General features: G+C 71.7%; 8 protein-coding genes. 1 reads left to right on the forward strand and 7 read right to left on the reverse strand.

The window, feature by feature from the left end; genetic code table 11:
* Positions 1-138 precede the first annotated feature (138 nt).
* The 7 genes from GPA10_RS23770 to GPA10_RS23800 all read right to left on the reverse strand — a co-directional run bounded on the left by GPA10_RS23770 (position 139) and on the right by GPA10_RS23800 (position 10747).
* Positions 139-1128: a phosphotriesterase family protein gene (locus GPA10_RS23770; RefSeq protein WP_157167255.1), complete on the reverse strand. Its 990-nt coding sequence runs from the start codon at positions 1126-1128 to the stop codon at positions 139-141.
* A complete protein-coding gene (locus tag GPA10_RS23775; RefSeq protein WP_157167256.1) occupies positions 1122-1721 on the reverse strand; it encodes a DUF4865 family protein in 600 nt (199 codons plus the stop codon). Before GPA10_RS23775 ends, GPA10_RS23770 begins: the two co-directional genes overlap by 7 nt.
* Before the next feature lie 181 nt (positions 1722-1902).
* On the reverse strand, positions 1903-2478 hold the full coding sequence (locus GPA10_RS23780; protein ID WP_157167257.1) for a TetR/AcrR family transcriptional regulator: 576 nt from the start codon (positions 2476-2478) through the stop codon (positions 1903-1905).
* 74 nt (positions 2479-2552) lie between these two features.
* Complete coding sequence (locus GPA10_RS23785; RefSeq protein ID WP_157167258.1) at positions 2553-2972, reverse strand: hypothetical protein; 420 nt, start codon at positions 2970-2972, stop codon at positions 2553-2555.
* A 165-nt stretch (positions 2973-3137) separates the two neighbouring features.
* The gene (locus GPA10_RS23790) at positions 3138-3557 is read right to left on the reverse strand and encodes a DUF7919 family protein (protein ID WP_157167259.1); all 420 of its coding nucleotides are present in this window, start codon (positions 3555-3557) and stop codon (positions 3138-3140) included.
* A gap of 10 nt (positions 3558-3567) precedes the next feature.
* Positions 3568-8730 carry a DUF6531 domain-containing protein gene (locus tag GPA10_RS23795; protein ID WP_157167384.1) on the reverse strand — a complete coding sequence of 1721 codons (5163 nt, stop codon included), beginning with the start codon at positions 8728-8730 and terminating at the stop codon, positions 3568-3570.
* Positions 8731-9271: 541 nt separating this feature from the next.
* Positions 9272-10747, reverse strand: coding sequence for an aldehyde dehydrogenase family protein (locus tag GPA10_RS23800; protein WP_058851136.1), 1476 nt, complete (start codon positions 10745-10747; stop codon positions 9272-9274).
* Positions 10748-10953: 206 nt separating this feature from the next.
* Between GPA10_RS23800 and GPA10_RS23805 the strand changes: the two genes are divergently transcribed.
* Positions 10954-12639, forward strand: a complete 1686-nt coding sequence (locus GPA10_RS23805; RefSeq protein WP_157167260.1) for an IclR family transcriptional regulator domain-containing protein — start codon at positions 10954-10956, stop codon at positions 12637-12639.
* The last annotated feature ends 19 nt before the right edge of the window (positions 12640-12658 follow it).

Genomic DNA, 12658 nt, shown 5'->3' on the forward strand with positions numbered 1-12658 from the left:
GCGGCCGGGCCGGAGACCGGGGAAGCGACGAGTCCGGTCAGGTGGGGGTGAGCGGTGGGCCCGGCCCGGTCGCGGTTGGCGGCGGAGCCGCCGCGTCCCTCACCCTGGCCGCGGTCGGCGGCGGAGCCGCCGCGCCCCTCACCCCGGCCACTCGACCGCGAACGCCCGCCCCGGATTGACCGTCAGCATCCGCTCCACGAGGTCCGCCCCCACGGCGTGGGCGAGCCGCGGCCCTACCCGGCGCAGCAGATGCGGCATCCCCGGGCCGCCGTGCACGGAGCGCGCCGAGGACGTCGTCGTGTCGCCCCCCAGAAGCAACCGGTCGCCGTGACCGGCCTCGGCCAGGGCGCGTACCGCGTCCGGCATCCGCCAGTCCGTGGCGTGGTTGGCCCGGGAGGGCCCGTCGAAGGCCAGCCAGCAGCCCGCCGCCGCGGCCTGCGCGTGCACCACCGGATCGGGGTCGCGGTTGAGGTGCCCGAGGATCACCTTGTCCGGCGGCACCTCCGACTCGCCGCACAGCAGGTCGAGTACGTCGAGCGCGGCCGTGCCGAGTTCCAGGTGCACGGCGATCGGCGCGCCCGTCGCGCGGTGCGCCGACGCGGCTGCCGTCATCGTCAGGCGGGCGTGTGCGTCCAGACCGTGGAAGCCGCCCGCCACCTTGATCAGCCCGGCCCGCACCCCGCTGTCGCCGATGCCCTGGGTCAGCTCACGCACGAACACCGCGGCCAGCCGGTCCGGGCTCCCCAGCTCCGCGAGCAACTCGGGCGTGTAGTGCACGGATTGATGCAGTCCGGTGGCGGCCACGACATGGACCCCCGCCGCGCGTGCCAGGCCGGGCAGCTCGGCGGCACGACGGCCCATGCCGTGGGGTGTCCACTGGACGACGCTCTGGCCGCCGGCCGCCCGGAAGGCGGCGAGTTCGGCCCCGGCGGCGGCCGTGGAGTCCAGTTCCTGGCCCGGGAGCACAGGGCTCTTCAGGAAGAGGTGGTCGTGGGCGTCACAGACCCCCAGCTCGCCAGGCGCGACATCGCCGAGGACGGTCCGCACGGTGGCCGCGCCTGCGCCTGCGCCTGCGCCATCGCCACCGTCCGCGGTCGCCGTCGCCTCCGGGGGGCCCGCGGTCACCATGCCCGCCCCCGGGGGAGAGCGCCCAGTCCGGGAGTCGAACAGTGCAGCACCTGGAACAACTCGCCGTCCGCCTCCGCCGCCGCGCGGCCCGCGCCTTCGGCGGCCCACAGCGAGAACACCACCGCCTCCCAGTGCCGCGGATCGACGGCGACCACGACACCGACGAGACCGTCCCGCTCCGCCACGTCCCGCGCCTCCGTGAGGAGTTCCTCCGCGAGGTCGGGGGTCCGCATGCTTTCGGGAACGACCCGGCGGTGCCGCAGGGCGGCGACCGGCGGAGCACCGGCGGCACCCCCGTCCTCGTATCCGAGCACCATCCAGTGCTGCACGACCGGCCGTCCGAAGTCGTCGCAGAGCCCCTGGAACCCGGGCCCCCAGAGGAACGAGCCGAGGCCCTCCGCGGTGTTCCAGAGGTAGAACGGCGCGTACTGGTTGACCGGCGAGCCGTCGACACCGCGCTCACGCATCAGGTACGCCTTGAACCCGAGCCCCGGCCAGGCGTCGAGGAGGTGGCCCTTGGCCGCCACCCGGCGGCGCACGACGTCCATGTCGTAGTCGGCGGGCAGGGTGATCTCGTACTGCTTGGCGTGCATCGTGCTCCAAGGCTGACTGGTGCGGGAACAGGGACTCGAGGTGCGGTGAACGCGCCGGTCGAGGCGCGGTGGGGGCCGGTCAGGGGACTCAGGGGCCGCCGGGGCGACCGGGGTGACCGGGGTGACCGGCTGGCGGCACCGGTTTCGGCGGGCATCGGAAACCCGCCGGGCCCGGTCACGCTCAGGCGCGCGGAGCGAGCAACGCCAGCAGCCCCCTCACGCCCGCGTCGAACGCCGCGGGCGACCCCGTGGCCCGCGCCAGCACATAGCCGCCCTGCACGGTCGCGACGATCGCCGAGGCGACCTCGCCCGCGTCGAGCGTGCCGCTGAACTCGCCCCGGTCCAGGCCCTCCTGGACGATCCCGGCGAGCCGCTCGCGCAGCCACTCCAGGGTCTCGGTGACCGGCGCCCGCAGTTCCTCGTCGGCGATCACGTCCGGGTCCATCGTCAGCCGCCCGACCGGGCAGCCGCGCAGGACGTCGCGCTCGCGCAGCAGGTACGCGGCGACCCGGTCGTACGCCGGACCGTCACCGGCGAGGGCGGCCTCCGCGGTGGCCTGCATCTCCTGCGCCGTACGCCGGATCGCGGTGAGGGCGAGGTCGGGCTTCCCGGTGAAGTGGTGGTACATGCTGCCCTGGCCGGCACCCGCGTGCTGCTGGATCGCCTTCGGGCTGGTGCCGACGTAGCCACGCTCCCACAGCAGTTCGCGCGTGGACTCGATCAGACGCTCCGATGTACTCATGAGGTGAGTGTACATACTAATAGGTACAGCCTGTCCAGTCCGCCCGGGTGCGACGAGCCGCCGCTCGTCAGCGACCGATCAGCGACCGATCAGCGGCTGGTCCCTCCGGTCTGCGCGCGGAGGAACATGAAGTAGTCGTCGATCTCCAGTACCTCTTCGTCGGTGAGGGACGGCACGCGCCATCCCAGTCGGTCACCGTGTTCCATGAACGCGGGGGGAAGGCCCGTGCCGTAGGTCTCCACGTACTCGGCCGTGTCGCGGCGCCAGTAGAAGGTTCCGTCGCTGTGCAGGGCCGTCCCGCCCATGACGGAGAACTCGGTGCCCACGACGTCCTCGGTGAATCCCATGAGCGCGATGATCACAGGTGCCGTCCGCAGGTACTCCGCCACGCGTCCGCGTCGGTGCACGGGCAGTTGGCCGGAGAGTTCCCGGATCTCGTCCGCGCGTCCGGTGAAGCAGGACTGACTGGAACTGTCGCCGAACAGGCCGAGCGGGGTGACCTTGCGCATGGGACGTCCTTCCGGAACGAGCTGTCTGAGGGGCCGGTGACGGCGGTGGGTGTCATCACGTCACTGCGGGAGGGCGCCCGGGGCCCGGCCTCGGGCGCCCCCCACTCGTGTCCTGCGTGAACGCCGCAGGCTGTGGACGGTGTTCACGTCGTCTCGTGGGCCCGACTACTCGACCACGGTCAGCTCACCGTTCGTCTCCAGCCCCGCCGCGCGCACCGCTGCTCGGCAGAAGTCCTCAGGAGGGCAGTAGAGGTGCTCTGCCATGTAGTGGATCACCAGGTCCGGTGCGGCATAGCAGGTGCCGTCCGCTCCCTCCACCCGGATCTCAGCCGAACCGAGCAGGACCTTTGTGTCGCCGGCCGGTCCGCCGAGGACGAACGACCGATCGATATCGCAGAACTCACAGTGGTGGAGGCCACGCATCTGGTTCTCATGGGCGACGCAAAGGATCTTCAGGGCATCCATCACGCGCTCGTCCACCACCCCCCTGGTGTACTCGTGCGCCGACGAGAGCCACCCCACGTTGAGCATCGCGCGGGGCGAATCGTCATAGGAGTAGGGGGACAAGTCGGGGTAGTAGGTCATCCGTTTCTCCTCAGCGCCGTGGGTCGCAGTGCTTCCGGCAGATCGCCAGGTGGACCGGGCCCATGTTGGGTTTGAGGATCTCACTCAGCAGAGTGTTCTTGCTGACGGTGATCGATCCGCTCATCATCTTGAGGTTGTCCCCGGGCGACACGGTGTAGTTCGGGAACGACTTGCCGGGTCCGACGATCTCTGTCGGCTTGATCTTCTGTCCCCTCTCGATCGCGAGGCCGACCGATTGGCGGAGGCCGACTCCGTCCTCCACATAGAAGTATCCCCACGTCCCGCTGGGCATCCGGGTATCACCGGTGCCCCTCACGTACCAGCCGTGACCGGCGACGACGGCCTGGCCGTCAGGACGGCCGCCCGGGATGCGCTCAGCGGCGGGGCCCACGCCCTTGCCGTGGGTCGGGTTCTTGTGCCCGCGCACTTCGGGGGTGACGGCGGTTCGACGCCACCCGGTGAGGCCGCCGATGCCCACGAGGGCGATCTGCTGAGTCAGTTCGTCGGCGGTGTCGGCGTACAGGTCGGCGAGGGCGTCGCAGCCCTGCTGGCGGAGCATGTACTCGGCGCGGTAGAGCCGGTAGGCCGGGCGGATGGGCAGGTACTTGTCGGCGAAGGCGCCGGCACCGCCGTTCTCCCCGGTGAACGCGTCCTTCGCGTCCCCGAGGAACTCGAAGGGCAACTTCAGACCCTGGAGGAAGCCGTTCCCGAAGATCCGCAGACCTTCCTCGGCGTTGTCGACCCTGCCGTTGCCGTCGTCCCCCGGCACCGGTGTCAGCCCGCTGGGGTCGGTGTACAGGGTGGGGGTGTTGTCCGCGTAGGCGTACGGCGAGACGTACGGGGTCGACTGGCCCCGGGGAGCCGGGTCGGGGCGGGTGAAGCGGCCGGTGGTCGTGTCGTACTGGCGGGCGTGCAGGTCGAGGTTGCCGGTGCCGGCCTCGTACCGGGCGCCCGTGTACGACGGGGTGCCCGCGGGGGCGCCGCCGGTGACCGTGCCCAGCACGCGGGTGCCGTAGGGGTCGTAGGCCCAGCGCTGGTGGAGCGTGCCGGTGCTCGAGGTGACGTCTACCGGGGAGCCCTGGGTGTCGTGGTGGTAGTAGAAGAGCGCCCCGGCGCCGTTCTTGGTGGCCGTGGGCTGGCCGAGCGGGTCGTAGCGGTAGGACTGCTTGATCTTCCAGTCGCTGTCGTACTCGGTGGCCAGGATCGGCAGGGCACCGTTGGGATCCCACTGGGTGCGGGAGGTGACATCGCCGCCCTTGCGGGTGGTGACCTGGTTGCCGCTCGCGTCGTGGTCGTAGGCGTAGGAGGCGCCCGCGACGGTGGCGGCGGAGATCTGACCGGCCAGGTCGTAGGTGTAGGTGTCGGCGCCCTTCTTGGTCTGGTTGCCCTCGGTGTCGTAGTCGTAGGCAGTGGTCGTGGTGCCGGTGGTGGCGGCGGTGAGCTGGTCGGCCGCGTCGTAGGTGTAGCTGGTCGCGACCGTGCCCAGGGTGGAGGTCAGGCGGTTGCCGACCTTGTCGTACGAGTAGGTCGTGGCGCGCCCGGCGGCACAGCCGGCGGTCCAGGGCTGGGGGAAGCAGCCGGAGGTGAGGCGCCCGGCCGCGTCGTAGCCGAGGTCCCAGCCGCCGGTGCCGACCCCGGCGCGGGTGACGTCGACACGCGTGGGCAGCCCCGCCGGGGAGAGGTCGAGCGCGGTCCTGGTGACCGTCGTGTCCCCCTTGGCAGCGGTGACGGCAGTGAGCCGGCCCGCCCGGTCGTAGGCGCGCTCCTCGGTCTCGGTGTTGGGCAGCGCGGACTTGGTGAGGCGGCCCGCCGGGTCCCAGGTGTACGAGGTGGTCCTGCCGTCGGCCGCCGTCGTCGCGGTGCGGCCGTCGTCGTCGTAGGTGTACGTGAGGGTGTTGCCGTCGGAGTACTTGCGGGTGAGCATCTGCCCGGCCGCGTCGTAGGTGTAGCCGAAGCCGCGCGTCTTGGTGAGGTTGCCGACCGCGTCGTAGCCGAAGTCCTCGGACATCCTCGCGTTCACGCGCGAGACCATGCGGCCCGCGTCGTCGTAGCCGAAGGTCACATCGGGAGTGGAGTCGGAGTAGTCGACCTTGGTGAGCAGACCGCGCGGGTCGTGGGTGTGGGTGGTCGAGCCGCGGGGCGTGGTCTTCTCGGCGAGGTTGCCGTCGGCGTCGTACGCGTACGACGTCTCGCGCTTCAACGGATCGGTGACCGACGTCAGTTGGCGTGCCGCGTCATAACCGTACGTGGTGACGCGGCCCTCTGCGTCGGTGCGCCGGACGATGTTCCCGGCCTTGTCGTGGGCGTAGGCGGTGACGGCGCCGCCGGGGGCGGTGACCTCGGTCGGCTGGTCCAGCTTGTCGTAGCCGTAGGTGGTGGTGCGCCCGTCGGCGTCCTTGCGCTCGACGACCTTGTTCAGGGCGTCGTAGGCGGTGGTGGTGACGCCGCCGAGCGGGTCGGTGACCTTGGTGGGGTTGCCCGCCGGGTCGTAGCCGTAGGTGGTCGTGTACTGGTCGGGGTCGGCGCCGGTGGCGTTGCCGCGCGGGTCGACCGAGGTGGCCTGGCGGCCGTCGCCGTCGTAGGTCCAGCTCGACCTGTGACCGAGCGGGGAGGAGCGGCTGAGCAGATTGCCGCCCGCGTCGTAGGCGTAGGTGGTGGTCCTGCCGAGCTGGTCGGTGCCGCTGGTGCGCCGGTCGTTCTTGTCGTACTTGGACGTGGTGGTCTTTCCGGCGGCGTCGGTGACCTTGGTGACGTTGTCGTTGGCGTCGTAGGTGTAGCCGGTGGTGCGGCCCAGCGGGTCGGTGACCACGAGCGGACGGTTGACGGCGTCGTAGGTCGTGGTGGTGGCCGCGCCGGTCGGGTCGGTGACCTTGGTGCGGTTGCCCGCCGCGTCGTAGGCGTAACTGGTCGTGTGAGCGGCCGAGTTGGCCCCCGCGGCGTTGCCGCGCGCCGAGACGCTGGTGAGCAGGCGGCCCACCTTGTCGTACGTGTAGGTCCTCTTGCCGCCGACGGCATCGGTCTCGGAGGCCAGGCGTCCGGCCGCGTCGTAGGTACGCGTGACGGACTTGCCGGACGGATCGGTGGTGCGGGTCGGATGCCCGGCGTCGTCGTAGGCGAACGTGGTGGTGTCGCCCGCCGGATTGCGCGCGGACGCCAGCTGTTCGGCGCCGTCGTACGTGTAGGTCGTGGTGCGGCCCAGCGGATCGGTGGCCGAAGTGAGCAGGCCGCGCCCGTCGTAGGCGAACGTGGTGGTGTACGCGGCCGGGTCGGCCCCTTCGACGTTGCCCCGCGGGTCCGTCCTGGACAGGATCCGCCCGGCCTTGTCGTACGTGAACGTGGACTTCTCACCCAGTGGTGTGGTGACCGACGTCCGGTTGCCCGCGGAGTCGTAGCCGTACGTCGTGGTCTTGCCGCGTGGCGTCGTCACCGTCGCGAGGGAACCCAGCGGGGTGTGCGTGTAGGTGGTCCTGCCGCCCGCTGGATCGGTGATCGTGGTGAGTTGGTTCGACGTGTTGTACGCGTAGGTCGTCTTGTTGCCGCGGCCGTCGGTGTTGCTGGTGATGTTGCCCGCGCCGTCGTAGGTCCAGCTCTCCTTGTAGCCGAGCTCGGTGGGCGCACCGCGGGTGAGCATCCGGCCGGCGCTGTCGTACGTCATGGTCGTGGCGTTGCCGCGCTGGTCGGTGATGGTGACGGGCCGCAGCCGGCGGTCGTACTCGTACGTGATGCTCTTGCCGTACGGGTCGAGGGTCTCCATCAGGACGTTGCCGGAGTACACGTCGGTCCACACGCCGCCGTCGGGTGCCGTGGTGTGCGCCTGCTTCTTCTTGCCGTCCCAGGTGAACGCGGTGGTCTTGCCGTTCTGGTCGGTCTGGGACTTCACGCGGCCCGCGCCGTCGTAGGCGTTGGTGACCTTGCCGCCCGCCGGGTCGGTGAGGGACGTCAGGCGCTTGTTCGCGTCGTACGCGTAGGCCGACTCCCGGCCCGCCGGGTCGGTCACCGAGGTCAGCAGCCCGCCGGTGTACTCGTACGCGACCGAACCTCCGTCGGGCAGCTCCACCTTGGACAGCAGTCCGTCGGTTCCGGTGGTGAAGGTGGTGGTGCGGCCGGCGGCGTCCTCGACGGAGGCGAGCCTGCCGGACGCGTACGTCAGGCTGAGGCCCTTGTCCGCGCGGTCGGCCACGGAGGTGAGTTGGCCACCGCTGTTGAAGGTGCGCCTGGTGTGGTCCGGCGTGGTGACCGTGTAGGTGCTGCCGCTCTTGACCAGCTTGGCTGTCGAACCGGCCGGGGCGGTGTAGGTGCCGTCGCCGCTCTGGGTGAACACGAACGACGCGCCGTCTTCCGTCCGGTACGTCGCCTTGCCCGTCGCGAGGGTGAGTTTCGCGTCGAAGGGTGTCGCCCAGCCGCGCCCAAGGAGCCCGGTGGCGGTGGAGTCGGAGCGGTAGGTGCGCTCCAGTGCCAGGGGCACACCGGGGCCGACCAGGGATGCGTCGGTGAGCTGCTGGTAGAACATGCCGGTCGCCGTGTTCACCGGGTCGGCGCGGTGCGCCTGCGCGTAGCAGTTGCAGATGCCCGCCTGCGCGCCGGGGATGTCCGGGGTGTAGAACGCCTCCACGAGCGGGGACGTGGTCCCGCCGGGGCTCGACGAGCCGTCGGAGCTGTTCATGAAGACCCAGGCGTAGTACTTCTTCCCGTCCTTCAGGCCGCCGCCCAGCTCGTTGCCCGCCCACCAGAAGCACTGGTCGGTGGGGTAGGAGTTGCTCGACCACCAGTCGTAGCACCAGGCGCCGGTGTCCGGGGTGTCGCCCCTGGGGTCGTCCGTGGCCTTCTTGATCTCCAACTGGTGGACCGGGGCGCCGCCCTCGTCCATCACGTACAGCCACATCCCGCTGTACGTCGAACCCCGCTTGGGCAGCTTCACCTGGCCGCCGATCGACAGCGTGCCCGGGTACGCGCTGGCCCAGGCCGAGACCCACGTCGGGTTCTCGGGCGCCGCGAGGGAACCGGCCGCGCGGCGCGGCGGGACGGCGGCGGGGCCGCGCCGCACCCGGTCCGGGTCCGCTTTGCTGTGCGGTGCGCCTGCGGGCTTCCTGCCGGGCGCGTTCATATAGGCGCGCATCGGCGACAGTTCGTGCTGTTCCTTCGCGACCTGGGCGCGCCGCTGGGCCAGCGTCATGGCCCTGGGCGGCTTCGGCAGATCCGCGGCGGTCCTGGCCTTCGCGGGGGTGACGGCCGCCGCCGTGGTGGGCGGACGGTCCCGGGGGGAGGCCGCCCAGGCCGGGGCGACGCCGGCTGCGACCAGGAGGCTCAGGGTCAGGACAGCCGTGACGAGTCTTCGCACTTGTGCGGAAATGATGCACCGCCTGTCTAGCAGTTGTGAAGAAGGGCAGAAGTACCTCTGATCCACTGGGTGCTCGAACTAACGCGGTGCAGCAGAGACGACGGGAAACCGCCGGTGCCGTGGTGGCGTTTGCGCCGCGAGTTGCCTGAGCACACGATCAAGACAGCCGGGGTGGCCGTATCTCTTGGCTTGAAAAAGCCCATGGATGCCGGGTGGCGGAAGTGAACACTTCGCGCCTGGGAAGGCAATGAGGGAAAGCGGCGCGGTGACTCAAGGGGGCGCACCCGCGGGGCGGACATGAGGATGCCCCGGCTCTCTGGGGGTGAGCCGGGGCTGCGCGGGGACCGGGAAGGCGGTGGGGAGCGGAGCGGTCGGGTCAGAAGGGGAAGTGGGCGTGGCCGTGTGCCTGGACGGTGATCCAGCGGGCGGTGGTGAAGGCGTCGATGCCCGCTTGGCCGCCGAAACGGCCGTAGCCGGAGTCCTTGACGCCGCCGAAGGGGGCCTGCGGCTCGTCGGCGACGGTCTGGTTGTTGACGTGGACGATGCCGGTGCGCAGCCGGCGGGCCACCGCGACACCGGCGGCGAAGTCCTCGGTGATCACACCGGCGGTCAGGCCGTAGGGGGTGTCGTTGGCCAGGTCGACGGCCTCGTCGACCGAGTCGACGACGTGCACGACGGTCGCCGGGCCGAAGATCTCCCCGTAGTAGATGTCCATGTCCTCGGTGACACCGGTCAGGACCACGGGCGCCAGGAGCGCCTCGGCGTCGCCCTCCACCCGGCCGGTGCCGGCCAGGAGTTGTGCCCCCTTGTCGGTGGCGTCCTGGACGAGTGCGGCGACGCGCCGGGCGGCACGGGCGCTGACGACCGGGCCGACGACGGTGGCCGGGTCGGACGGGTCGCCGTAGCGCAGTGACTTGATCTTCGCGGCGAGCTTGCGGGTGAACTCCTCGGCGCGGTCGCGATGGACGACGACGCGGTCGGCGGACATGCAGATCTGACCGGAGTTCATGAAGGAGCCGAAGGCGGCGGCGTCCACCGCGTAGTCCACATCGGCGTCGGCGAGCACCAGCAGAGCGTTCTTGCCGCCGAGTTCGAGCACGGCGGGCTTGAGGTGCTCGGCCGCCAGCACACCGACGCGGCGGCCGACGGCGGTGGAGCCGGTGAAGTTGACCAGCCGGACGCGCGGGTCGGCGATCAGGGTGGCGACGATCTGGGGAGCGTCGGCGAGGTCGTTGGTGACGACGTTGAGGACGCCCGCGGGCAGCCCCGCTTCGTGCAGGATGTCGGCGAGGAAGAGGCCGCAGGCCAGCGGGGCGTCCTCGCTGGGCTTGAGCACCACGGTGTTGCCCATGGCCAGCGGCATGGCTATGGCGCGGATGCCGAGGATCAACGGGGCGTTCCAGGGCGCGATCGCCGCGACGACACCGACCGGCACGCGGACGTGCATCGAGTACGCGCCGGGCGTGTCGGTGGCGAGGATCTGCCCGGTGGGCTGGGTGATCGCGGCGGCGGCCTCGCGCAGGATCCCGGCGGCGAGCGCGGCGTTGAAACCGGCCCAGGGGGCGGCGCCGCCGACCTCGTCGGCCATCAGCGCGACGGCCTCGGGCGTACGGGACTCCAGCAGATCGGCGGCGCGCAGGAAAATCGCGCGCCGCCGGGTGGGGGCCAGCGCCGCCCAGTCGTCGGCGGCGGCGTCGGCGGCGTCGATCGCACGGGTGACGTCCTCGGGGGTGCCCGCGGCGACCTGCGCGTACGGGGTCCCGGTCCAGGGACCGATGTCGGGGGTGGTGCGGCCGGAGGACGCGGGGATCTCCCGGCCGCCGATGATCAGTCCACGGGTGATGGAGGTCATGGAAAAGCTCCTGAAGGGTTCTGTCGGATGCCGCGAGTGGAGGGGGCCGTCCGCGCTGGGGCCCTCGCCACACCTGTTCGCCTGGCGAAACTTCTTTCGTTGTGAGGTTGGGCCGAGTGTGGGTCACCGCGGTCGCGACCGTCAATGGGCGGCCGGGTATCTTTCGCGTACCCACTGATCAAGACACCGAGCGAAGGGGCCCTGGTATGTCGGGAGAGGCCGTCGGCCCCCTGGAGCGCGGCCTTGCCGTACTCCACGCCATGGCCGCGAACCCCTCTCCGCGGATGCGGCGCAGCGACCTCACCGCCGCCACCGGCCTGCTCCGTTCCCCCGTCGACCGCATCATCGCCACCCTGCTGCGCCTCGGCTACGTCCGTGCCGACGGGCGGGACGTGCTCCTGACCCCGCGCGTGATGGAGCTCGGCAACGCGTACCTCGCCTCCTGCGGCCTCGTCGACGCCCTGGAGCCGTACGTCGTGGAGCTGGCCGACGAACTCGACGAATCCGTGTCCCTGGCCGTCCCGGACCGCGACGGCGCCCGGCTGATCACTCAGGCCGTCCGGCGCCGCGCCATGTACCTGGCCTTCCACATCGGGGACCTGCTGCCGGCCGAGCGCAGCGCCGCCGGTGTGGTCCTGGCCGGCGGGTGGGAGGAAGCGCAGTTCCACGCCTGGCGTGCCCGGCGGCGCGCGGACCCCCTGGACGCGGGATTCCCCGCGGTGCCTCCCCGCGACGAGGCCCCCGCGGAGGACGAGTCGGAGCGCTGCCTGCGCTCCCGCGCGGCCGTCGCCCGCCGTGCCGGCTGGGCGCTGGACGAGGAGTGGGTCGAGCCCGGCCTGCTGGCCGTCGCCGCTCCTGTCCGGGACCCCGCCGGCCGGATCCTGGCCGCGGTCAGCGTGCTCACCCACACCAGTCGGCACACGGCCGCCGACTTCCCCGGGCATGTCATGCCCCGGCTTCAGGCAGCCGTCGACCGGATGGAGGCCGCGCTCCGCCGCGCGACAGGACCCACCGCCCGCCCCGCGCCCGCCGCCCAGGGCCTGGCGCCGCAGCCCGCCGCCCGCCCCGCGTCCACCGCCCAGGACCTGCGCGAATCCAAGGACGAACTGGGGATGGAGTTCCTCGAGTCCCTCGCGCGTGGCCTCGCCGTGCTGTCCGCCTTCGGCAGCGCCGGTGGCGGGCTGACCATCAGCGCGGCCGCCGCGGCGACGGGACTGTCCCGGGCCACCGCGCGGCGCGCTCTGCTCACCCTGCGGCACCTCGGGTACGCGGACAGCCAAGGGCCGACGTACCATCTGCTGCCCCGTGTCCTGGACCTCGGCCACGCCCGGCTGTCCTGCCTCACCCTCACGGACATCAGCCGCCCGCACCTGGCGGAACTGGCCGCGCTCCTGGGCGAGTCCGCCTCGGTCGCCGTTCTCGACGAGGACGACATCCGCTATCTGGCCCGCGCTGCGACCTCCCGCGTCCTGCGCATCGACATCACCTCGGGCACCCGCCTGCCCGCCGGTCCGACCTCCATGGGGCGTGTCCTGCTCGCGGCGCTGCCCCCGGGCGAACTCGCCGCCCGCATCGCCCGGACCGATCGGCGGCCCCGCACTCCCCACACCCTCACCGCACCGCGCCGTCTCACCGCCGCGGTCGCCGCGGCGGCCAGGGACGGCTACGCCCTGGTCGACCAGGAACTGCAAGAGGGGCTGCGTTCCCTGGCCGTACCCCTGCACGACCGGGGCGGGCATGTCGTCGCCGCCTTGAACGTCGCCGTGCACGCGGGTCGGAGCACACCTCAGGAGATGGTCGAGCGCGTGCTCCCGGCCCTGCGGGACACCGCTTCCCGCATCGAAGCCGACCTGTCGACGGCCTTCGCGTACGTGCCGCTCGTGGTGGAGTAGGCGCTTCAGCCCCGCCGGC

The sequence above is a fragment of the Streptomyces typhae genome (assembly GCF_009755605.1).
Classification (GTDB): Bacteria; Actinomycetota; Actinomycetes; order Streptomycetales; family Streptomycetaceae; genus Streptomyces; species Streptomyces typhae.

Excerpts from the sequence above, each read along its gene's own strand:
- GPA10_RS23770 (WP_157167255.1), bottom strand. The coding sequence starts at position 1,128 with ATGGTGACCGCGGGCCCCCCGGAGGCGACGGCGACCGCGGACGGTGGC.
- GPA10_RS23775 (WP_157167256.1), bottom strand. The coding sequence starts at position 1,721 with ATGCACGCCAAGCAGTACGAGATCACCCTGCCCGCCGACTACGACATG.
- GPA10_RS23780 (WP_157167257.1), bottom strand. The coding sequence starts at position 2,478 with ATGTACACTCACCTCATGAGTACATCGGAGCGTCTGATCGAGTCCACG.
- GPA10_RS23785 (WP_157167258.1), bottom strand. The coding sequence starts at position 2,972 with ATGCGCAAGGTCACCCCGCTCGGCCTGTTCGGCGACAGTTCCAGTCAG.
- GPA10_RS23790 (WP_157167259.1), bottom strand. The coding sequence starts at position 3,557 with ATGACCTACTACCCCGACTTGTCCCCCTACTCCTATGACGATTCGCCC.
- GPA10_RS23795 (WP_157167384.1), bottom strand. The coding sequence starts at position 8,730 with ATGACGCTGGCCCAGCGGCGCGCCCAGGTCGCGAAGGAACAGCACGAA.
- GPA10_RS23800 (WP_058851136.1), bottom strand. The coding sequence starts at position 10,747 with ATGACCTCCATCACCCGTGGACTGATCATCGGCGGCCGGGAGATCCCC.
- GPA10_RS23805 (WP_157167260.1), top strand. The coding sequence starts at position 10,954 with ATGTCGGGAGAGGCCGTCGGCCCCCTGGAGCGCGGCCTTGCCGTACTC.